General features: G+C 65.8%; 24 protein-coding genes. 16 read left to right on the forward strand and 8 right to left on the reverse strand.

The genetic code is table 11. The features are described 5' to 3' along the window. The first annotated feature begins 237 nt into the window (after window positions 1-237). From AB4Z51_RS19205 to AB4Z51_RS19215, 3 genes are all read left to right on the forward strand, one after another. On the forward strand, window positions 238-1,017 hold the full coding sequence (locus AB4Z51_RS19205) for a sulfite exporter TauE/SafE family protein (protein WP_085399299.1): 780 nt from the start codon (window positions 238-240) through the stop codon (window positions 1,015-1,017). Beyond that, on the forward strand, window positions 1,014-1,244 hold the full coding sequence (locus tag AB4Z51_RS19210) for a hypothetical protein (protein WP_085399300.1): 231 nt from the start codon (window positions 1,014-1,016) through the stop codon (window positions 1,242-1,244). Before AB4Z51_RS19205 ends, AB4Z51_RS19210 begins: the two co-directional genes overlap by 4 nt. A gap of 185 nt (window positions 1,245-1,429) precedes the next feature. After that, on the forward strand, window positions 1,430-2,125 hold the full coding sequence (locus tag AB4Z51_RS19215) for a glutathione S-transferase family protein (RefSeq protein WP_063985539.1): 696 nt from the start codon (window positions 1,430-1,432) through the stop codon (window positions 2,123-2,125). Between the two features lie 172 nt (window positions 2,126-2,297). Here the strand turns inward: AB4Z51_RS19215 and AB4Z51_RS19220 are convergent, their stop codons facing one another. Then, window positions 2,298-2,516: a cysteine-rich CWC family protein gene (locus AB4Z51_RS19220; protein WP_085399301.1), complete on the reverse strand. Its 219-nt coding sequence runs from the start codon at window positions 2,514-2,516 to the stop codon at window positions 2,298-2,300. 114 nt (window positions 2,517-2,630) lie between these two features. Here AB4Z51_RS19220 and AB4Z51_RS19225 point away from each other — a divergent pair, with 114 nt between their 5' ends. The 3 genes from AB4Z51_RS19225 (at window position 2,631) to AB4Z51_RS19235 (ending at window position 5,817) form a co-directional block, all read left to right on the forward strand. After that, window positions 2,631-4,187 (forward strand): DUF1800 domain-containing protein, encoded by a 1,557-nt coding sequence (locus tag AB4Z51_RS19225; RefSeq protein ID WP_135216026.1) that lies wholly within the window; start codon window positions 2,631-2,633, stop codon window positions 4,185-4,187. A 2-nt stretch (window positions 4,188-4,189) separates the two neighbouring features. Then, a complete protein-coding gene (locus AB4Z51_RS19230; RefSeq protein WP_167768214.1) occupies window positions 4,190-5,407 on the forward strand; it encodes a DUF1501 domain-containing protein in 1,218 nt (405 codons plus the stop codon). A gap of 86 nt (window positions 5,408-5,493) precedes the next feature. Next, window positions 5,494-5,817, forward strand: coding sequence for an antibiotic biosynthesis monooxygenase family protein (locus AB4Z51_RS19235; protein ID WP_085399303.1), 324 nt, complete (start codon window positions 5,494-5,496; stop codon window positions 5,815-5,817). A gap of 18 nt (window positions 5,818-5,835) precedes the next feature. Here the strand turns inward: AB4Z51_RS19235 and AB4Z51_RS19240 are convergent, their stop codons facing one another. From AB4Z51_RS19240 to AB4Z51_RS19265, 6 genes are all read right to left on the reverse strand, one after another. After that, window positions 5,836-6,777 carry an aldo/keto reductase gene (locus AB4Z51_RS19240; protein ID WP_028151823.1) on the reverse strand — a complete coding sequence of 314 codons (942 nt, stop codon included), beginning with the start codon at window positions 6,775-6,777 and terminating at the stop codon, window positions 5,836-5,838. 262 nt (window positions 6,778-7,039) lie between these two features. Next, entirely contained in the window at window positions 7,040-7,495 is a 456-nt protein-coding gene (locus tag AB4Z51_RS19245; protein WP_085399304.1) for a GNAT family N-acetyltransferase, read from the reverse strand. A gap of 87 nt (window positions 7,496-7,582) precedes the next feature. Next, window positions 7,583-8,395 carry a PAS-domain containing protein gene (locus AB4Z51_RS19250; RefSeq protein WP_085399305.1) on the reverse strand — a complete coding sequence of 271 codons (813 nt, stop codon included), beginning with the start codon at window positions 8,393-8,395 and terminating at the stop codon, window positions 7,583-7,585. 128 nt (window positions 8,396-8,523) lie between these two features. Then, window positions 8,524-8,682 carry a hypothetical protein gene (locus AB4Z51_RS19255; RefSeq protein ID WP_085965621.1) on the reverse strand — a complete coding sequence of 53 codons (159 nt, stop codon included), beginning with the start codon at window positions 8,680-8,682 and terminating at the stop codon, window positions 8,524-8,526. A gap of 73 nt (window positions 8,683-8,755) precedes the next feature. Next, the gene (locus AB4Z51_RS19260) at window positions 8,756-8,920 is read right to left on the reverse strand and encodes a hypothetical protein (RefSeq protein ID WP_441497789.1); all 165 of its coding nucleotides are present in this window, start codon (window positions 8,918-8,920) and stop codon (window positions 8,756-8,758) included. Between the two features lie 152 nt (window positions 8,921-9,072). Further along, window positions 9,073-9,723, reverse strand: coding sequence for a glutathione S-transferase family protein (locus tag AB4Z51_RS19265; RefSeq protein ID WP_071909583.1), 651 nt, complete (start codon window positions 9,721-9,723; stop codon window positions 9,073-9,075). 561 nt (window positions 9,724-10,284) lie between these two features. Here AB4Z51_RS19265 and AB4Z51_RS19270 point away from each other — a divergent pair. The 9 genes from AB4Z51_RS19270 (at window position 10,285) to AB4Z51_RS19310 (ending at window position 19,708) form a co-directional block, all read left to right on the forward strand. Beyond that, on the forward strand, window positions 10,285-11,487 hold the full coding sequence (locus AB4Z51_RS19270; RefSeq protein ID WP_039157959.1) for a pyridoxal phosphate-dependent aminotransferase: 1,203 nt from the start codon (window positions 10,285-10,287) through the stop codon (window positions 11,485-11,487). Window positions 11,488-11,659: 172 nt separating this feature from the next. Continuing rightward, window positions 11,660-12,142 carry a DUF992 domain-containing protein gene (locus tag AB4Z51_RS19275; RefSeq protein ID WP_085399306.1) on the forward strand — a complete coding sequence of 161 codons (483 nt, stop codon included), beginning with the start codon at window positions 11,660-11,662 and terminating at the stop codon, window positions 12,140-12,142. 153 nt (window positions 12,143-12,295) lie between these two features. Beyond that, the gene (locus AB4Z51_RS19280) at window positions 12,296-14,344 is read left to right on the forward strand and encodes an elongation factor G (RefSeq protein ID WP_085399307.1); all 2,049 of its coding nucleotides are present in this window, start codon (window positions 12,296-12,298) and stop codon (window positions 14,342-14,344) included. A 307-nt stretch (window positions 14,345-14,651) separates the two neighbouring features. After that, the gene (locus AB4Z51_RS19285) at window positions 14,652-14,924 is read left to right on the forward strand and encodes a helix-turn-helix domain-containing protein (protein ID WP_014492044.1); all 273 of its coding nucleotides are present in this window, start codon (window positions 14,652-14,654) and stop codon (window positions 14,922-14,924) included. 96 nt (window positions 14,925-15,020) lie between these two features. Next, complete coding sequence (locus tag AB4Z51_RS19290; protein WP_135216028.1) at window positions 15,021-16,775, forward strand: SulP family inorganic anion transporter; 1,755 nt, start codon at window positions 15,021-15,023, stop codon at window positions 16,773-16,775. Window positions 16,776-16,841: 66 nt separating this feature from the next. Next, on the forward strand, window positions 16,842-17,486 hold the full coding sequence (locus tag AB4Z51_RS19295; RefSeq protein ID WP_085399309.1) for a YoaK family protein: 645 nt from the start codon (window positions 16,842-16,844) through the stop codon (window positions 17,484-17,486). A gap of 53 nt (window positions 17,487-17,539) precedes the next feature. Then, a complete protein-coding gene (locus tag AB4Z51_RS19300; protein WP_085399310.1) occupies window positions 17,540-18,379 on the forward strand; it encodes a shikimate dehydrogenase in 840 nt (279 codons plus the stop codon). Between the two features lie 67 nt (window positions 18,380-18,446). Beyond that, on the forward strand, window positions 18,447-19,073 hold the full coding sequence (locus tag AB4Z51_RS19305; protein ID WP_085399311.1) for a hypothetical protein: 627 nt from the start codon (window positions 18,447-18,449) through the stop codon (window positions 19,071-19,073). A gap of 14 nt (window positions 19,074-19,087) precedes the next feature. Beyond that, window positions 19,088-19,708, forward strand: coding sequence for a hypothetical protein (locus AB4Z51_RS19310; protein ID WP_441497790.1), 621 nt, complete (start codon window positions 19,088-19,090; stop codon window positions 19,706-19,708). Between the two features lie 125 nt (window positions 19,709-19,833). Here the strand turns inward: AB4Z51_RS19310 and AB4Z51_RS19315 are convergent, their stop codons facing one another. Next, window positions 19,834-20,970, reverse strand: a complete 1,137-nt coding sequence (locus AB4Z51_RS19315) for an alpha-hydroxy acid oxidase (protein ID WP_014492050.1) — start codon at window positions 20,968-20,970, stop codon at window positions 19,834-19,836. 119 nt (window positions 20,971-21,089) lie between these two features. On the opposite strand from AB4Z51_RS19315, the gene AB4Z51_RS19320 reads away from it, so the two are divergent. Then, window positions 21,090-21,257, forward strand: coding sequence for a hypothetical protein (locus AB4Z51_RS19320; RefSeq protein WP_166103414.1), 168 nt, complete (start codon window positions 21,090-21,092; stop codon window positions 21,255-21,257). The last annotated feature ends 156 nt before the right edge of the window (window positions 21,258-21,413 follow it).

Below are 21,413 nucleotides of genomic sequence, written 5' to 3' on the forward strand. Positions count from 1 at the left end.
ACAAGAATGAGAGTAATTCCAAGTTGTGTTTCGGGGCCGCCGCCGCGTTCTTCGCCTCTCCCCGCACGCGGGGAGAGGCCGGAGTTTGCGAGAGCAAATTCCGGGTGAGGGGGACTCTCCGCGAGTCCCTCTGCCACCTTCCTTGCGGAGACTCCCCCTCACCCCACCCTCTCCCCGCAAGCTGGGCGAGGGAGTGATGCAGCCTTCGTCCCTTACGTGCTTGCAGGAGAATCTCTCGTGACGCCCATCATGATCGCTGCCCTTGGATTGCTGATGGTCACCACCGCGTTCCTGTCGGGGCTGTTCGGCATGGCGGGCGGGCTGATCCTGATCGGCGTGCTGCTGGCGCTGATGCCGCTGCCGACCGCGATGGTGCTGCATGCGATCACGCAGATGGCCTCGAACGGCTGGCGCGCGTTCCTGTGGCGCGCGCATATCCGCTGGCGGCCGGTCGCGAACTACATGGTCGGCGCTGCCGTCGCGCTCGCGGCCTGGTCGCTCACCCGCTATGTGCCGGACAAGCCGATGGCGCTGCTGCTGCTCGGCATCACCCCGTTCATGGCGCGGCTGCTGCCGTCGAACATCAAGCCGGATCCCGACCGTCTCTGGCAGGGCACCGTCTATGGCACGATCTGCATGGGCTTGATGCTGATGACCGGCGTGTCCGGCCCGTTGCTCGACACCTTCTTCCTCGGCGGCGATTTCGGCCGGCGCGAGAAGGTGGCGACGAAGGCGATGTGCCAGCTCGTCAGCCATTTCACCAAGCTCGTCTATTTCGGCCGCATCATCGACCAGGCCGCGAGCCTCGATCCCGTGCTCGCCGGCGTCGCGATCGCAGCCTCTATGCTCGGCACCACGCTGGCGCGGCGCATCCTCGAAGCCATGACCGACCAGCAATTCGTGGCCTGGTCGAACAAGCTGATCACCACCATCGCTTGCTACTACATCGCCTATGGCGGCTGGCTCCTGCTTCGTACCCCGGTGCTGGCGGCTTTCGACAAGGGAGGTTTGCAATGAGCGAGATGGCCGACCCGCTGGTGCTGGACTTCGTCGAATGGATCGCGCGCGAGCCGCGCGCCTATGCCGAGGTGATCGCGACCTGGAAGACCTCATGCCCGCGTCTCACGATCTGGGAAGACGCCGCCGAGCGCGGCTACGTCACCCGCGAAACGATTGCAGGCGTGGGGCTGATCATCGCGGTGACGACGGACGGCGAGAAGTTGCTGCGCACGAACGGGCGGTGACACACACCTCCGCCGCCACATCGTCATTGCGAGCGCAAGCGAAGCAATCCAGAATGGGAGACCCTCACCCTGAGGAGCGCGCATCTTGCGCGCGTCTCGAAGGGCGAGGCCGAGATCGGGCCTTCATCCTTCGAGACGCGCGTTCCGCGCTCCTCAGGATGAGGCTCTGGCAGGGAAGGCCTTTCATGTCGCTCAAGCTCTTCGAACTCGTCGGTACCGATGCCGCGCGCCCGTTCAGCCCATATTGCTGGCGCACGCGGATGGCGCTGGCGCACAAGGGGCTGTCGGCGGAATCGCTGCCCTGGCGCTTCACCGAGAAGGGCGCGATTTCGCCGCACGGCTCGGAGAAGGTCCCGGTGCTCCTGCATCATGACAAGCCCGTGATCGATTCCTGGGCGATCGCGAACTATCTCGAAGACAATTTTCCAGACCAGCCGTCGCTGTTCGGCGGCGAGGGCGGCCGCGCCATGGCGCGCATGCTCAATGCCTGGGGCGACATCGCCATCGTCGGCGGCCTCTCTCTGCTGATCGTCGCCGACATCCCGAAAAACCTCGGCCAGGTCGACGCCGCCTATTTCCGCCAGTCGCGTGAGGCGCGGTTCGGCAAGCCCCTGGAAGAGGTCCAGGCGAGCCGCGAGACCGGCGTCGTCGCGTTCCGCAAGTCGCTCGAAGTAATGCGGCAGACGTTCAAGACGCAGGCCTATCTCGGCGGCAGCGCGCCGAACTATGCCGACTATATCGTGTTCGGCGGTTTTCAATGGGCGCGTGTGGTGAGCCCGTTCAGGCTGCTGGAAGTGGATGATCCCGTCTATGCGTGGCGCGAAAAACTGCTCGACGCGTTCGACGGCATGGCGCGGAAGTCGCCGGGGCACGCGGTGTAAGGCAGGCTCTCTCGACACCGTCGTCCCTGCGAACGCAGGGACCCATACCGCGTGATCTGAATGTTGCGGATGGTCGCATACCGAACGACGAGTCTTCGCCAAACGCCTTCCTGTGGTTATGGGTCCCTGCGTCCGCAGGGACGACACCGAGGTTGTGGCGATCCTCTCACGCTTAACGAGCCGCGCTCACCGCCTCCGCCGCCGCCTTCCTCAGACACTCCCGGCACAAACAATCCTCGCCCTTGACCGGCATCGGCAGGCGCGCCGTTTCCTCCGCGCACCAGCAGGTGCCCGAGAGATCGCAGCCGAATTCGGTGCCGCAACGGGAGCAGGCGAGGCGGCGCGGTTCCGGCAAGGGAAATTCGGAGGGAAATTCTTTCGGATTTGTCATGATTTGCCCAAAGGCTTCGCCGTCATTTTCATGCCGGGTTCATCTCCCGCTACGGTATATTAGGCGCTGCGCTCAGACTCGGAAAGCGGTTGGCAACGCGCGAAGGACACATCGATGGCCCGCGATTCGCAAGCTGCCCTCGTCGCGCTCAACCGTTTCGGTTTCGGAGCGCGCGGCGGGGCGTCCGGCGATCTCATCAACGCGGCCTCCGATCCGCGCGGCTTCGTGAAGGCGGAACTCGCGCGCCCCAACGGCGTGCTGCTGGAGGCGCCGGGCCTGCAATCGACACCGCAGCTGGGCCAGGCCGTGTTCGCCTATCAGGACCAGGTCAAGCAGGCGCGCGAGGCCGCAAAGGCTGCTGCGCCCGCTGAAGGGGCGCAGCAGGCACCGGCCGATCCGAAGCCGGGGCTGCGCCGCAATCTCTCGCTCAATGCGGCCGCGACCGAGATCGCCGGCCAGATGGCGGAGGCCAAGCCCGCCGACAATGCGGCGAAACCGGACGCCATGCAGCCCAACGCTGCCGCGCCCCCTGCCGCCAAGCCCGCGCCGCAGCCGCTCAACGTGATCCAGAAAACCTTTCGTGCCGAGGCGCTGGCGCGGTTGCAGCGCGCGACGCTGGTCGAGTGCGGCTTCACCGAGCGGCTGGTGGTGTTCTGGTCCAACCATTTCTGCATCTCCGCGAGCAAGGGCGAGCTGGCGCGGATCTGGGCCGGCGCGTTCGAGCGCGAGGCGATCCGGCCGCATGTGCTCGGGCGCTTCGCCGACATGCTGAGGGCGGTCGAGCAGCATCCGGCGATGCTGTTCTTCCTCGACAACCAGCAATCGCTCGGGCCGGACTCGCGCGCCGGGCAAAACCGCAAGCGCGGGCTGAACGAAAATCTCGCGCGCGAGATCATGGAGCTGCATACGCTCGGCGTCGGCGGCGGCTACACACAGGACGACGTCACCTCGCTCGCGCGCATCATCACCGGCTGGACCTTTGCCGGAAGGCAGGGGCAGCTCGGCACGCCCGGCTCCTTCGCGTTCAACGCCAACGCGCATCAGCCCGGGCCGCAGATGTTGCTCGGCAAGACCTACGAGCCGACCGGACTCGCGCAAGGCGAGGCCGCGCTCGCCGACATCGCGCGCCACCCTTCGACCGCCAATTTCATCGCCACCAAATTCGTCCGCCATTTCGTTGCCGACGATCCGCCGCCGGCCCTCGTGGCGCGATTGCGCGACGTCTTCGTCAAGACCGACGGTGATCTCAAGGCGATGGCGACGGCGCTCGTCGATTCCGACGAAGCGTGGAAGGCGCCGCTGACCAAGATGCGCTCGCCCTACGACTTCGTGGTCGCGAGTGGCCGGCTGCTCGCGCGCGTGCCGGAGGATCCCGGCGGCTATCTCAACAATCTCAATCTGCTCGGCCAGCCACTGTGGTCGCCGGCCGGTCCCAATGGCTTCCCGGATACCAGCGCGGCCTGGGCCGCACCCGAAGGCATCAAGCTCCGGCTCGACATCGCGGCACAAATGGGCGCGCGGCTTGGGCCCAATATCGATCCGCTCGACTTGCTCGAATTCGCCGCCGCTGATGCGGCGTCCATCGAGACGCGCAAAACCATCGAACGGGCGGAATCGCGCCAACAGGCATTGGCGCTGCTGCTGATGTCGCCGGAAATGCAGAGGAGATGATGATGATCGACTGCGTCGAGAACCGGCTCCTCACCTCGCGCCGCGGCCTCCTGCTCGGCGGCGCATCCTTCGCGGCATGGGCTTATTTGCCGAAATTCGCGCGCGCGGCCGGCGGGCGCGATCCGCGCTTGATCGTGGTGATCCTGCGCGGCGCGCTCGACGGGCTCTCGACCGTCGCGCCGCTCGGTGACCCCGATTATGCCGGCCTGCACGGCTCGATCGCGCTTGCCGCCGACGGCGCGCATCCCGCCATCATGCTCGATCCTTTCTTCGCGCTGCATCCGGCGATGCCGGAATTCGCGCGCATGTATCGCGACATGCATGCCGCGGTGATCCATGCTGTTGCGACGCCCTATCGCGACCGCTCGCATTTCGATGGCCAGGACGTGCTCGAAAGCGGCTATACCGGCCCCGGCCGCGTGCAATCCGGCTGGCTCAATCGCGCGCTCGAAGCGCTGCCGCGCGGCGAGCGTGTGTCGAGCGGGCTCGCGGTCGGGCCGACCACGCCACTGGTGCTGCGCGGCAATGCGCCGACCGTCGGCTGGGCGCCGGTGGCGCTGCCGCAAGCCGACGACGACACCGCGATGCGGCTGGTCGATCTCTATCGCCACCGCGATCCCGCGCTGGCTTCCGCGCTGTCGCAGGGCCTCCAGCTAGAGAAGGCCGCGAGTGGCGACGACATGAAGCCGAAGCCCGGCAATCAGGTCGCGCAGATGCGCCAGGTCGCGCGCGGCGCCGCAAAACTGATGGCGGCCGACGACGGCCCTCGCATTGCCGCGCTCGCCTTCGACGGCTGGGACACGCATGCCAATGAAGGCGGTCCGGTCGGGCGTCTGGCCTTCCTGCTCGGCGGCCTCGATGGCGCGCTTGCCGAGTTCGAAAGCGGCCTCGGCGAGCGCTGGCGCGACACCGCAATCGTCGTCGCCACCGAGTTCGGCCGCACCGCGCGCATCAACGGCACCGACGGCACCGATCACGGCACCGGAACGATCGCGCTGCTCGCCGGCGGCGCAGTGAAAGGCGGCCGCGTCATCTCCGACTGGCCCGGCCTCAAGCTCGCCAACCTCTACGAAGGCCGCGACCTCAAGCCGACCACGGATTTGCGCTCGGTAATCAAGGGCGTGCTGCAGGGACAGTTCGGCCTGTCCGATCGCGTGCTGGCGGAGACGGTGTTCCCGGACAGCGCCGCTGCGCGGCCGATGAAGGGACTGGTGGTGTAATAACAGCCACCGTCATTCCGGGCCCGCGCCTTGCGGTGTGTCCCGGAATGACGACATGATGAGCCGAGCATCAGGAGATCACCCCCATGTACATCGCCATGAACCGCTTCCGCGTCACCAAGGGCTCTGAAACCGCTTTCGAACAGGTCTGGCTCTCGCGCGACACGTTTCTCGACGGGGTGCCGGGCTTCGTCGAATTCCATTTGCTGCGCGGCCCCGAGCTCGAGGACCACACGCTTTATGCCTCACACACGATCTGGGCGAACCACGCCGCGTTCGAGGCCTGGACCAAGTCGGAGGCGTTTCGCGCGGCGCATCAGCGCGCTGGCGATAACAAGCCACTCTATCTCGGCCATCCCCAGTTCGAAGGCTTTGAGGTGATGCAGACGGTGGGACGCGGCGCGAAGTAACGCGCCGCGCTTTAAACATCAGCCCTGCGTGATCTTGTCGATCTCCGCCATCTCATCGGCGCTGAGCTTCCACGCGATCGCCTTGACGTTCTGCTCGATCTGCTCGACGCGGGTGGCGCCCGCGATGACGCTCGAGACCTGCGGGCGGCCGGCGAGCCACGAGAAGGCGAGCTCGAGCATCGAGTGTCCGCGCGCTTGCGCAAAGGCCTGCAGCTTCTCGACGATCGCCTCGTTGCGCGGGGTGACGTAGCGGTCGCGCAGTCGCGGAGTTTGGCCAAAGCGGGTGTCGCCGGGTGCGGACTCACCCTTTTTGTATTTGCCAGTCAGAAGTCCGCTTGCGAGCGGGAAGAACGGCAACAGGCCGAGCTTGTATTCCGTTGCTGCCGGCAGCAGGTCCTTCTCGATGTCGCGCACGACCAGGGAATATTCGTCCTGGCAGGAGACGAAGCGGCTGACATTCATCGCGCGCGCGACGTACTCGGCCTCGGCGATCCGCCACGCGGGAAAGTTCGAATTGCCGATGTAGCGGACCTTGCCCTGGCGGACGAGATCGTCGAGCGCGCGGAGACTCTCCTCGATCGGCGTCAGCGGGTCATAATCGTGCTGCTGGTAGAGATCGATGTAATCGGTCTTCAGCCGCTTCAGGCTCGCGTCCACGGCCGCCATGATGTAGCGGCGCGAAGCGCCCTGCTTGGTTCCGTCCTCCGCCATCGGCTTCGAGTATTTCGTCGCCAGCACGATGTCCTTGCGGCGATCGCCCAACACGGCGCCGAGCACGTTTTCCGAGCCGCCCATGGCCGAATAGATGTCGGCGGTGTCGAACAGCGTGATGCCGAGATCGAGCGCGCGATGGATCACCTTGCGCGAGGCCTCCAGGTCGATGCGCTGGCCAAAATTGTTGCAGCCGAGCCCGACCGCGGACACGCGCAGGCCGGAGGCGCCGAGATTACGAATTTCCATGGGAGGTCCTGTCAGGAGAAAGCGGGCCATTGTGGCTGCGCTGCCCGCTAGCGGCAAGGCGTCGCCTTGCGTTGCTGCCATGCTGCCGGGAACTGAAGCCAAAAAAATGCGGCCCCTGTCAGACGCGGCGACTGACGGGGACCGCTTTGGGGCGCTTGATCGGTGACGGGGGGCCTGATCAGACGCAGGTGCAACGTAGTCCCGCTATGTTACGCGCGGGTGACAGGCAGAGTTATCCACAGGGACTGCGCGACTGCCGCGATCAGAAGATCTTGCGATAGACGATGAAGCCGGAGCGCTCGGCGACCTTGTCGTACAGGCTCTGCGCCGTGACGTTGGTCTCGTGCGTCTGCCAGTAGACCCGCGGGGACCCCGCGAGCTTTGCGCGCTCGTAGACGTCGTAGATCAGCGCCGAGGCGACGCCCTTGCCGCGCGAGGCCTCCAGCGTGAACAGGTCCTGCAGATAGCAGGACGGTTCGATCGCCGTGGTGCTGCGGTGAAACAGATAGTTCGTCATGCCGAGCAGCTTGCCGTCGCTCTCGGCGACCAGCCCATGCACCGGTTCATAGCCATCGAAGAAGCGCTGCCACGTCATCCGCGTGATTTCGGGGGCCAGCGCGGTCGGGCCGGAGCGGCCGTAGAAAGCGTTATAGCCATCCCACAACGGCAGCCATTGATCGTAGTCCTGTTTCGTGACGGAGCGAATGGTGAGCGACATGTGGGTTTCCGCGATCTCGGAGGACGCAAGGCGATGAAGCGTCCTTCATACGTGATGATCGCACTGCCGATCAATCGCGCCGTCGCATCACTCCGCGACGCGCAAGTACCGCATCAGCCTGCGGCCCGCGGGATCGCGCAGCGAGCGGTAGTACTCGGCGCGCGCGGGCGGGTCGGTGTGGCGCACGAGGTCGGTCACGGGCGTGTAGCCCAGCATGCGCCCGCCATCGGGCAGGACGGCGCAGACGAAGCGCAGCACCTCGCCATTGCGCAAGGCGATGTTGATCGGCGTGGCATCGCCGATCCGCACCATTTGCATCCGCTGCGCGATGAAGGTGCCGAGCTCATCCTCGGGCAGCTCGAACGCGCCGGTGTCGCGACCGTGATACATCAGCGCAATGAAGGGCGGCTTGCCGTCGGCCACTTCGTCCGGCAGCGCAAAATAGTCGCGAAATGCGCGGTTGATGAATTCGGCACGCGTTTCGGCGTCGAGCAGCACGATGCCGATATCGACCTGGTCGAGCGCGGCCGACAGCCGCGCGGCGGTGGCGTGGCTCTGGCGCTCGGCGGCGAATGTGCCGAGCAGCCGCTCGCGCATCAGGCCGGTGATTGCGGCCGTGCCGGCAGTCGTCACGGCGAGGAGGCCGAGCCGGACCAGATCCGCCGCCGCATAGCCCGGCAGGGCCCGATGGGCCAGAAAGAACAACGCCGCGCCGATCACCGCGACGGCGGCGCTGGTCATGGCGGAAGCGAGACCCGACAGTGAGCCGGCGAGCGCCACGATGCAGACGAACAGGGGCGCAGGCGAGGGAACATGGATATAGCGATCGAGCAGGATCGCCAGCAGCGCAATTGCCGCTGTCAGCGCCGGACCGGAGATCGCACGCCATCCGAACCGCATGGGCCAGTCTCGCTCCTCCCGAACGAGGTAAGGCCGCAACACTGGCCGATCGTTGCGCCCATGCGATGCGATTTCATGCGGTGCGCTTAAGGAGCACTTGCCGGCAAGGGCAAAGCTTTCGGATGATTTTAGGCCAAATGCGCGTGCCTGAGGCGCTGCTGCTGCGCCGGCGCATTCAGCGTCGACGTCCCCGAGCTCTTGCGCACGCCGGTGAAAATCAACAGCGATGCCGCGACCAGGATGGCCGCAGTCAGGGTGATCGCAACGACTACCACAGGCGATTTCATCGGTGTCCTGTCGCGATGCCGGTCGGCGCGGGCCGCGTGGCACCTTGAAGGCGGGTCCGGGATGAAACGGGGATCAGACCGGCAGACCCATCGCCATGGTCGCCTTGGTCGACAGCACAGTCAGGGTGACGATCAGGCACAGCGAGAGCGCGGCGACGGCGAGCGCGTTGGTCAGCCGGGAAGACGAAACGGTAGCGGTTTGGCCCCGAAAGCCTGCCGTGCCGGACGCCCGAATCATGGTCTAAATCCTTCAACGTGCGAGCGAATCACCCGCGACTCGAACAATTTCCCCGTTTTAACCGGCAATATTGGGGCGGCCATAGCGTCGAAAATGGCGAGAATGCGGCATAGGCTGTCCTTATGCCCGCTATTCCCGGAGCCAGCGCGCCGTCAGGCGCCCGCCGCGATACTGGCGGGGTCGTCGACGTCGGCGGGCCGCCAGTCCATCGCCACGAAGCCGGGTGCAGCTTCCACGCGCTTCAGCCAGTCCCGGATCGCCGGGAAGGTCGAGAGGTCGTAGTCGCAGCGCTCGGCGAGGTGGGTGTAGCCGTAGAGCGCGATGTCGGCGACCGTGAGCTGGCGGGCGGCGAAATAGGCGTTGGTCTTGAGGTGGTTCTCCATCACCTGGAGCGCGCCATAGCCGCGCTCCATCCAGTCTTCCAGGGAGTGGGTCTGGAGATCGCGGCCGCCCTTGACCAGCGACAGCCAGAAATAGGCGGCGCCGATGTTCGGCTCGAGCGCGTGCTGCTCGAAGAACATCCATTGCAGCGCCTCGGCGCGGTCAATGCGGTTCTCGGGCGCAAGCGGCGTGCCGACCGCGACGTACCAGAGGATGGCGTTGGACTCGGCGAGATAGCGGTCGTCGCCGACCTCGAGCAGCGGCACCTGTCCCGACGGGTTCTTGGTCAGAAAGTCGGGCGTGCGACTCTCGCCGCGCAGAATGTCCACCTCGACTGCTTCGTAAGGCACGCTCAACAGGGCCAGCGCAAGGCGGACCTTGTAGCTGTTGCCGGAGCGTTGCATCGAATAGAGCTTGTACATTCTGGAGTTCGTTCCGAGGACGGGAAGGCGCGGTGTTCGTTGCCCCGCACCGCGGCTAAACAATGATGCCGTTGCGAATCCGCCGCAAGACCCGCGCCATAGAAAAACTCGAAAACCCTACCGCACCGCAATGCCGCGAAAGATCATTTTCGTGCGACGCTGCAAATCAGATCACGCTTGCGTTAGCGCGCGGCCGCACGTTCGTGCGGGACGGTTGAACGATCGTGATCGCCTCGGCCGCTGACGGCCAAAGTCTTTCAAAGCAAATCGCTCAAAGGTTGTCTCAAGCGTCCTGTCGAGCGTCAGACTGCCGTCAGCTTCATGGCGGCGCGCAACGCGCAAAATTGCTCCGAGGACAGGCCTTGCCGGATATGAGGGATTCCGGCGGCAAAGTTACGGAAAATTGCGGGAAATCGCGCCTTGAAACGCTCCAGATCCGTAAACTTTTTCGAGATCGGACCGAAGTTTCTTGCAGCGCAGCGGCACACGTTTTAGGGTGGCTCATTCCCACAATCGGAGTCGTGAGGCCAAAGGGTTCACGACGCTTGTCAGGAGATGACGATGTCCTTCCTTGCCGCTGCGCTCGACCGTGTGAAGCCGTCCGCGACCATCGCGGTCACGGATAAAGCACGTGCGCTGAAAGCGGCGGGCCGCAACGTCATCGGCCTCGGCGCCGGCGAGCCCGACTTCGACACGCCCGCCAACATCAAGCTGGCTGCGATCCATGCCATCGAAGCCGGCAAGACCAAGTACACCGCCGTCGACGGCATTCCCGAGCTGAAGGAAGCCATCATCGGCAAGTTTCAGCGCGAGAACGGCGTGGCCTACAAGCCGAACCAGATCATCGTCGGCACCGGCGGCAAGCAGGTGCTGTACAACGCGCTGATGGCGACCATCAATCCGGGCGACGAGGTGATCATCCCCGCGCCGTACTGGGTCAGCTATCCCGAGATGGTGGCGCTCGCCGGCGGCGAGCCGGTGCCGGTGGTCTGCACCGCCGCGACCGGCTTCAAGCTGCAGGCCGAGGCGCTCGAGCGCGCGATCACGCCGAAGACCAAATGGGTGATCCTGTGCTCGCCGTCGAACCCGACCGGCGCGGCCTACACCAGGACCGAGCTGAAGGCGCTCACCGACGTGCTGGTCAGGCATCCGCATGTGTGGGTGATGACCGACGACATGTACGAGCACCTCGTCTATGACGACTTCCAGTTCACCACGGTCGCGCAGGTCGAGCCGAAACTCTACGACCGCACGCTCACCGTGAACGGCGTGTCGAAGGCCTATTGCATGACCGGCTGGCGCATCGGTTACGCCGGCGGTCCGGCGCAGCTGATCAAGGCGATGTCGACGATCCAGTCGCAGTCGACCTCGAACCCGTCGTCGATCGCACAATGGGCCGCGGTGGAAGCGCTGAACGGTCCGCAGGACTTCATCCCCGCCAACAACAAGGTGTTCAAGGAGCGCCGCGACCTCGTGGTCTCCATGCTCAACCAGGCCAAGGGCATCGAGTGCCCGCGTCCCGAAGGCGCGTTCTACGTCTATCCCTCCTGCGCCGGCACCATCGGCAAGACCGCACCGTCGGGCAAGGTGATCGACAATGACGAGACCTTCGTGACCGAGTTGCTGGAGACCGAAGGCGTCGCCGTGGTGCAGGGTTCGGCCTTCGGCCTCGGCCCGGCGTTCCGCATCTCCTACGCGACCAAGACCTCGGATCTCGAAGACGCCTGCAAGCGCATCCAGCGCTTCTGCGGTAATCTCCGCTGAGCCTGTCGCGAATACCTATCGAAAAGGCCCGCCTCCGGCGGGCCTTTTTATTGTTTGCACGCTTATCGTCACGCGTGATCTGGCACCACCACGGCTGTTGTGGCATAGACCATCGCGCAACACGGGTGGGGCGCTCTCTCTGCTCGCATCACATTCATCGCCGGAGATATTCATGCGCCGTTCGTTCATCCTCGCCGGGCTCGCCGCGGCCAGCCTCGTTGCCTCCGTCGCAAACAGCAGCGCGCAGCAGCAGCGGATGGTCCGGGTCGGCGTGCTCGAATGCCGCGGCGGCGCCAGCGTCGGCTTCATCGTGGGATCGGTGACCCATCTCGGCTGCGTCCTGCGTGCCGACGGTTTGCCGGAGGATCGCTACGTCGCGACCATCCGTAAAGTGGGCCTCGACATCGGCATCACCCAGGAGACCACGCTTGCATGGGGCGTGTTCGCGCCGGTCGATCGGCTCGGCCCCGGTGATCTCTCGGGCAACTATGCCGGCGCGCAGGGCAGCGCCTCAGTCGGCGTCGGTATCGGTGGCAACGCGCTGGTCGGTGGCTCCAACAATTCGATCGCGCTCCAGCCGCTCAGCGTACAGGGCCAGGTCGGCCTCAACGTCGCCGCCGGCCTCGAGAGTCTGGAACTCCGTCCGGGTCGTTGACAATTTCGCGTGTGCAGATCGCGTCGGTCCGACGCGATCTCGGCAACGACGCACCGCAGCGATTTTTGATGCTTGCCAAATCTCGGGGACGGGCAGAGCATCGGCGTTTGCCGACCCAATCATGGGCCGAGCTCCACACCAAGGAGGCGGCGAATGGGACAAGACGTCAGAAGTCCCCGAGGTCCACGGTGCATCGCACTGGTGGGCCCATTCCAAAGCGGTAAAACCACACTTCTCGAAGCAATACTGGCGCGAACGGGCGCAATCCCCCGCGCCGGCAGCGTCGACGCCGGAACATCCGTCGGCGACGCCTTCCCGGAGGCCCGTCATCACAAGATGACCGTCGGCCTGACTGCCGCCACCACGAGTTTCATGGGCGACAGCTACACCTTCCTCGATTGTCCCGGTTCCGTTGAGTTCGCCCACGACATGCGCGCAGCGCTTCCCGCTGTCGACGCCGCGGTCGTGGTCTGCGAGGCCGACGAGAAGAAGCTGCCGCAGCTTCAGATCATCCTGCGCGAGCTTGAGGAGCTGAAGATCCCGCGTTTCCTGTTCCTCAACAAGATCGACCGCGCCAACAAGCGCATCCGCGAGACGCTGGCGACACTCCAGCCCGCCTCGCGCGTACCGCTGGTGCTGCGCCAGATCCCGATCTGGAAGGGTGAGCTGATCGAGGGCTTCGTCGATCTCGCGCTGGAACGTGCGTTCGTCTACCGCGAGCACAAGGCCTCCGAGGTGGTCGCGCTCGAAGGCGGAGATCTCGATCGTGAGAAGGAGGCCCGCTTCTCGATGCTGGAGAAGCTCGCCGATCACGACGACGCGCTGATGGAGCAACTGCTCGAGGACATCCAGCCCCCGCGCGATGCGGTGTTCGACGATCTCGCCCGCGAATTGCGCGAGGGGCAGATCTGCCCCGTGCTGCTGGGTGCCGCCGCGCGCGAAAACGGCGTGCTGCGCCTGATGAAGGCCCTGCGCCACGAGGCGCCCGGCATCGAGGAGACTGCAAAGCGTCTCGGTGTGCCGGCCAGCAAGGAGGCGCTCGGCTACGTCTTCAAGACGCTGCATTCGCAGCACGGCGGAAAGCTGTCGCTGACGCGATTGCTCGCCGGCCATCTCGACGACGGAGCCACGCTGCAATCCGCCTCCGGCGGGAGCGGTCGCATCTCCGGCATCCTCGCCGTCAACGGCGCCTACGATACCAAGCGTGCCGCGGCCGAAGCCGGCGACACGGTTGCGCTCGCCAAGGTCGACCCGATCAAGACCGGCGACACGGTCTCGAGCGGCAAGTCCCCGCCGGCTGCGCTGTTCGCCCCGGAGCCGACGCCGCCGGTGCTCGCGATCTCGGTCGCCGCTACCGATCGCAAGGACGACGTCAAGCTCGGCCAGGCCCTTGCCCGGCTGCATGAGGAGGATCCTTCGCTCGGCGTCGTGATGAACGCCCAGACCCACGACACCGTGCTGTGGGGCCAGGGCGAAATGCATCTGCGCGTGGCGAGCGAGCGGCTGCGCGACCGCTTCGGCGTCAAGATCACCTCGCATCCACCCGCGATCGGCTACCAGGAGACCATCCGCAAGCCGATCGTTCAGCGCGGCCGCCACAAGAAGCAGTCCGGCGGTCACGGTCAGTTCGGCGATGTCGTGCTCGACATCAAGCCGCTGCCGCGCGGCGAGGGCTTCAAGTTCACCGAGAAGGTGGTCGGCGGCGCGGTGCCGCGCAACTATATCGGCGCGGTGGAAGAGGGTGTTGTCGACGGGCTCACACGCGGCCCACTCGGTTTCCCCGTCACCGATCTGCAGGTGACGCTGACCGACGGCTCCTATCACAGCGTCGACTCCTCCGACCTCGCCTTCCGGACGGCGGCGCGGGTCGGACTCAACGAAGGCCTGCCGCAATGCCAGTCGGTGCTGCTGGAGCCGATCCACGTGGTCGAGATCGTCTGCCCGACCGACGCCACCGCCAAGATCAACGCGATCCTGTCGGCGCGGCGCGGCCAGATCCTCGGCTTCGACACCCGTGACGGCTGGAGCGGATGGGACTGCGTCCGCGCCATGATGCCAGAAGCGGAGATCGGCGAGCTGATCGTCGAGCTGCGTTCGGCCACGGCTGGAGCCGGCAGCTTCACCCGTCAGTTCGACCACATGGCCGAGGTGACCGGCCGCGCCGCCGACCAGATCATCGCCGCGCATCAGCACGCGGCGTGATGTAAGGGAAGCACGGCTCTCTCACTCCCTCTCCCCGTTCTTTACGGGGAGAGGGGCTGTTTCCGCGCGCACCGTGAAAACTGGACTCACACAGCCTCCTCCTCTCCGTCATTGCGAGCGCAGCGAAGCAATCCAGAGTCTTTCCGCGGAGGGATTCTGGATTGCTTCGTCGCTTCGCTCCTCGCAATGACGGTGGAGACGGACGGGTCGTACGGCAAACTCCCTTGCGTTCGCCTTGCAATGATGTATTTTACATCATTGTACATGCTCCAGATATCACTTATAAACTCTGATACGTGAGGCCACGGTGATCACGTCGTTCCAGATGCGGGCAGCCCGCGCGCTGCTTGGCATTGACCAGAAAGCCCTGGCCGAGCTCGCCGGCGTTTCGCTGCCGACCATCCAGCGGATGGAGGCCAGCACCGGCAATGTGCGCGGAGTGGTCGAGACCTTGATCAAGGTGGTCGAGGCGTTCGACCGGGCCGGCGTCGAGCTGATCGGCGAGCAGGCCCGCAGCGACAGCGGCGGGCGGGGCGTTCGCCTGAAGGAGCCGGGACCGCCGCGCCGCGTGGGAGCATGATCGCGTTGATCGTGCTCGGGATGAGCTAGCGCATCGTCGCACGCGCGCGCTGCACGATGCACCGGAGCATTGTGGGCAGCGGAGCACTCTGCGGACATGAGCATCACTGGCGAACACGCAGGCAAGCTGCATCAGCTGCGTCGACCGACCTTTGCCGAACTCTATCTCCCCAAGCTCGTCACCGTCTGGCGCGAAGGCTACGGCCTCGCGGATCTCCGCGCCGATGTGTTCGCGGGCCTGACGGTTGCCATCGTCGCGCTGCCGCTGTCGATGGCGATCGCAATCGCCTCGGGCGTGACGCCGGACCGCGGGCTCTACACCGCTGTCGTCGGTGGCTTCATCGTGTCGCTGCTCGGCGGCAGTCGCTTCCAGATCGGCGGGCCCGCCGGCGCCTTCATCGTGCTGGTCGCGGTCACCGCGGAGCGGCACGGCGTCGACGGCGTCATCCTCGCCACCCTGATGGCGGGCATGGTCCTGATCGCCGCGGGCCTGTTGCGGATCGGCACCTACATCAAGTTCATTCCCTACCCCGTCACGGTCGGCTTCACCGCGGGCATCGCCGTGATCATCTTCGCCAGCCAGCTCCGCGATCTCGGCGGGATCACGCTGGCCGGGAAAGAGCCCAGCGAATTCGTGCCGAAACTCGTTGCGCTCGCCGCAGGCCTGCACACGATCAATCCCTCCGCCGTCGCGGTCGCGATCGTCAGCATTGCCGTCATCGCCGGCCTGCGGCGCTGGCGGCCGTCCTGGCCCGGCATCCTGATCGCGGTCGTGCTCGCGGCGGTCGCGACTGCCGTGCTGTCGCTGCCGGTCGAAACCATCGGCAGCCGGTTCGGCGGCATTCCGCGCGAATTGCCGTCGCCGGCTCTGCCGGCGTTCTCGTTTGCGAAGACGATGGCCGTGCTGCCGGATGCGATCTCGTTCGCGCTGCTCGCCGCCATCGAATCGCTGCTGTCGGCGGTGGTGGCCGACGGCATGACCGGTCGCCGCCACCGCTCCAATTGCGAGCTGGTGGCGCAAGGCGCGGCCAACATCGGCTCGGCGTTGTTCGGCGGCATCTGCGTCACCGGCCTGATCGCGCGCACCGCCACCAACATCCGCGCCGGCGGACGCGGGCCGCTCGCGGGCATGCTGCATTCGGTCTTCCTGCTGCTGTTCATGCTGATCGCAGCGCCGCTCGCGAGCTACATCCCGCTGGCCGCGCTGGCCGCCGTGCTCGTCGTCGTCGCCTGGACCATGGCGGAGAAGCACGAATTCGCAACGCTCTTGCGCTCATCCTGGGGCGATGCCGTCGTACTGCTTGCGACCTTCCTGCTCACCATCTTCCGCGACCTGACCGAAGGCATCCTGGTCGGGTTCGCGCTCGGCGCGGTGCTGTTCATCCACCGCATGGCGGAGATGACGGGCATCGAGGAGCGCTCCCCGCTGGTGGCCGCCGATCGTCCCGATGACGGCAATGGCGAGCGCGTGCCTTACGATCCCGCGCTCGCCATCGATCGCGACGTGCTGGTCTACCGCATCACCGGCGCGTTCTTCTTCGGTGCCGCCTCGGCAATCGGAAACGTGCTCGACGGCATCGCCGACCAGCGCAAGGGTCTTGTGGTCGATTTCGCCGCGGTGCCGTTCCTGGATTCGACGGCCGCCAACGTGCTCGGTCGCGTCGCCGTCAAGGCGCACCGCCACGGCATCCGGCTGTTCATCACGGGGGCGTCGCCCGCGGTTCGCCGCGCGCTGCTCACCCACGGCGTGACGCCGCCGCGTGCGCGCTATCGCGCGACGATCGCGCGTGCCGTCGCCGACATCAAGGGAGGCGCGGCGCGGCCCGTGGCCGATGACGCGGCCGCGACCTGACGGCAGCGCACTTCTCAAGCCGGCCGATTTGATCGAGACTGCCGCGTCACGGCGGTGGTGCAGGGAATGCTGGATTCGCGTCGCAATATTGCGCTGGCCTGCACGCTCAGCATGCTGGCGGGCTATGTCGACGGCATCGGCTTCCTGCATCTCGGCGGCCTGTTCGTCTCGTTCATGAGCGGCAACTCCACGCGTCTCGGCGTCAGCCTTGCCGAAGCGCAGTGGTGGCAGGCCGCCAGCGCCCTGGGCCTGATCGCGCTGTTCGTGGCCGGAGCTGCGGCCGGCAGCCTCGTCGTGCTCGGCGGCGGGGCCGAGCGGCAGCCCTGGCTGCTCCTCATTGAAACCGGGCTGCTTGCGGGTGCCGGACTTTGCCATGCCTACGGCCTGTCGAACCTCGCGATCGCGGCCATCGTGCTCGCGATGGGCCTGGAGAACGCCGTGTTCCAGATCGACGGCGGCGCGGGCCTCGGCCTCACCTACGTCACGGGCGCGCTGGTCAAGGTCGGCCAGTTCCTCGCGGTAAGCCTCACCGGCGGGCCGCGCTGGAATTGGGCGCCGAACCTGCTGTTGTGGGCGGCGCTCGTTGCGGGCTCGGCGAGCGGCGCGCTCGGCTATGCCTGGATCAACCTCGCCGCGATCTGGTTCGCCGCCGCCGCGGCGCTGGCTTTGGCTGCGATCGCGGCCGCGGCGATGCGGCGGCCGCGCGCTTGACAGAGCCGGCGGGACGCGAAATGGATCGGCCTCGAACACGACCCGAGGGACAGATGACCGCGCTCAGGACTCCCGCAGCCTGTTTGATCGGATGGCCGGCCGCGCATTCGCGCTCGCCGCTGATCCATCGTTACTGGCTGCGCACGCTCGGGATCGAGGGAGGCTACGTCATCGAGGCGGTCCCGCCCGAGGATCTGCGCGACTTCGTGCTGCGGCTGTCGCTGCGCGGCTTCGTCGGCGCCAACGTCACCATCCCGCACAAGGAAGACGTGCTGGCGCTGTCCACGCCCGATGCGCGTGCCAGGGCCGTCGGCGCTGCGAACACGCTTTGGTTTGCCGACGGCGAGCTGCGCTCGACCAATACCGATGTCGAAGGCTTCATCGGCAATCTCGATGCCGGAGCGGCCGGTTGGGACAGCGCGGAAGAGGCATTGGTGCTCGGGGCCGGCGGTTCCTCGCGCGCGGTCGTGTTCGGCCTGCTCGAACGCGGCATCAAGCGCATCCACCTCGCCAACCGCACCGTCGCGCGCGCCGAGACGCTGGCAAAGCAATTCGGGCCGAACGTGCATCCGATTCCCTGGGACGGCATCAACGACGTGCTGCCGCGCGCAAGACTTCTCGTCAACACGACCTCGCTCGGCATGCACGGCCAGCCTTCACTCGATGTCGACGTGGCGCGCCTGCCGGACGGGGCGGTCGTCGCCGACCTCGTCTATGTTCCCCTGGTGACGCCGCTGCTGGCGGCTGCGAAGGCGCGCGGCCTGAACACCGCCGACGGTCTCGGCATGCTCCTGCATCAGGCGGTGCGCGGCTTCGAGCTGTGGTTCGGCCAAAGGCCTGCTGTCACGGCCGAGCTGCGTGCACTGGTCGAGGCCGATCTCACAAAGACTTGAAAGGGTAACGGCGAATAGCACCCCACCTCCGGAGTTCTATCCCCGTGGGGACAATCCGGAGACCGTCATGCCTGTTCAACGTGCAACTTTCACACGTCCGCTCATCGCCGTCGCGATGGTGGCCGCTTCCACCCTCTATGCCGTCGCGCAGAGGGCGCCGGTGCCGACGCGCGTGCGCGGCACGATCGAGAGCGTCAATGGCGACACCATGCAGGTCAAGTCGCGCAGCGGCGAGGACGTCAAGCTTCGCATCGCCTCTGACGTGAATGTGTCGGGCGTTACCAAAATTTCACTCGCCGACATCAAGGTCGGCTCCTTCGTCGGCGCCACCACGGTGCCGGGTCCGGACGGCGGCCAGAACGCGGTCGAGGTCCACGTGTTTCCGGAGAGCATGCGCGGCACCGGCGAGGGCTCGCGGCCCTATGACCTCAAGCCGAACTCCACCATGACCAACGCCACGGTGTCGGAGAGCGTGGTCGGCAATGACGGCCATACGCTGCTGGTGAAATACAAGGACGGCGAGAAGAAGGTGTTCGTGGCCGACAACACGCCGGTCGTGACCTTCGTGCCCGGCGACAAATCCGAGCTGAAGGCCGGGGCAAAAGTCGTCGCCTTCATGAAGCAGCTGCCGGACGGCTCGTTTGAAACCAACCGCGTCAGTGTCGGCCTCGACGGCCTGACACCGCCGATGTGAAGGAGAATCGCAACATGTCGAAATCAAGCTGGATGCCGCGCCTGTTCGTAGCGGCGTTCGCCGTCGCTTCCATGTTCTCCGCCTCGGCGCAGCAGTCGCCGACGGTCCGCATCCGCGGCACCATCGAGAGCGTCGACGGCAACACCCTCGGCATCAAGACGCGCGAAGGCAGCGACGTCAAGGTGCGCATGACCGACAACGTCGCGGTCTTCGCCGTGGTGAAGACCTCACTGTCGGAGATCAAGGAAGGCTCCTATATCGGCGTCACCGGCATGCCCCAGCCCGACGGCACGCAGAAGGCGATCGCGGTGCACATCTTCCCCGAGAACCAGCGCGGCGCGGCCGAAGGTTTTCGTCCCTGGGATGCGCGCGCCAACTCGACCATGACCAACGCGACCGTGGCGCAGACGGTGGAAGGCACCGACGGCCAGAACATCACCGTCAAGTACAAGGACGGCGAGAAGAAAGTGGTGGTGCCGCCGGATACGCCGATCGTCACCTTTGTCGCCAGCGAGAAATCCGAGATCAAGCCCGGCGCCAAGCTGATCATCTTCGGCGCGGCGAAGAAGGAGGACGGCTCGCTCGAGGCCAACCGGGTCAATGTCGGTCGCGACGGGATTACGCCGCCGATGTGAGGGACTAGCGCTGAACTCGTAGGGTGGGCAAAGGCGCACTTGCGCCGTGCCCACCACTTTCCCGCGTTTCGCGAAATTGGTGGGCACGCTTCGCTTTGCCCACCCTACGGCGCTGCCGCTACGCCTCACACCGCAATGATGTGATCGTCGATCTCGTCGATCCTGTTGACGCCGCACAGGCCCATGGTCGTGAGCAGCTCCTTCTGGATGATGTCGATCGCCTTGGCGACGCCGGCCTGGCCGCCGGCACCGAGGCCATGGGCGTAGGCGCGGCCGATCATGCAGGACTTTGCGCCGAGCGCGAGCGCGCGCATCACGTCCTGGCCGGAGCGGACACCGCCGTCGAACATGATCTCCATCTGCGAGCCGACTGCGTCGACGATCTCCGGCAGCGCCTCGATCGAGGACGGTGCGCCGTCGAGCTGACGGCCGCCATGGTTGGAGACGACCAGCGCCTGGGCGCCCGTCTTCGCAGCGAGCTCGGCGTCCTCGACGTCGAGGATGCCCTTCAGGATCAGCTTGCCCGGCCAGATGCTGCGGATCCACTCGATGTCGTTCCAGTTCAGCGAGGTGTCGAACTGCGAGTTGATCCAGGTCGACAGCGAGGTGATGTCGTCGCTGACCTTCAGATGACCGGCGAGATTGCCGAAGGTGCGGCGCTTGCCCTGCAGCACGCCCGACACCCAGGCCGGCTTGGTGGCGAAATCGATCAGCTTCGACAGCGACCATTCCGGCGGCACCGTCATGCCGTTCTTGATGTCCTGGTGGCGCTGGCCGATCACCTGGAGATCGACGGTCAGCACGAGCGCGCTGCATTTCGCCGCCATCGCGCGCTGGATCAATTCCTTGATGAAGCCGCGGTCCTTCATCACGTAGAGCTGGAACCAGAACGGCTTCTCGACATTGGCGGCGATGTCCTCGATCGAGCAGATCGACATCGTCGACTGCGTGAACGGGATGCCGGCGGCCTGCGCGGCGCGGCAGGCGTGAATCTCGCCGTCGCCATGCTGCATGCCCAGGAGGCCGACGGGCGCCAATATCAACGGCATGGTCGAGGACTCGCCGAGGATCATGGTCGAGGTGTCGCGCCTGGAGACGTCGACAAGGACGCGCTGGCGGAACTTGATCGCCTGCATGTCCTCGCGGTTGGCGCGCAGCGTTTCCTCGGCATAGGAGCCGCGGTCGCAATAGTCGAAGAACGCCTTCGGCACGCGGCGCTGATGCAGCGTGCGAAGATCGTCGATACAGGTGATGTGCTTCATGAACGTTTCCCCGGCCCGTCTTGCATCAGAAGTCTTGCTTCAGAAGTCTTGCATCGGAAGATCGAGGGGTCATCTAGCATGGTTGGATGCACAGCCAAATCGTTTGGGAGGAGGGCGCCATGAGCAAACCGCGCGGCCAGCCGACACCGGAAGAGATCAAGGAGAAGCAGGATCTCGACGACGCGCTGGAGGAGGGTCTGGAAGAGACCTTCCCGGGGTCCGATCCCGTCAACGTCACCCAGCCGGCGCCGAGCCGCCAGGACGGCCATGTGAAGCGCTCCGACTAGGGGCGGGTTCCGCTCCGTTCCGCCCTGTCGGCCGGAAATATAGTGCTAACAATAAGTTACCGGGGCGCCTTGGGCCCGGTCCCGTAATGATTAATCACATTTTTTGAAGCCAAGTTGGCCGCGAAGGCATTATAACGTCTCAGCAAATCAGGGATG

Origin of the sequence: Bradyrhizobium sp. 2TAF36, from assembly GCF_052114925.1 — a bacterium.
Lineage (GTDB): Bacteria > Pseudomonadota > Alphaproteobacteria > Rhizobiales > Xanthobacteraceae > Bradyrhizobium > Bradyrhizobium barranii.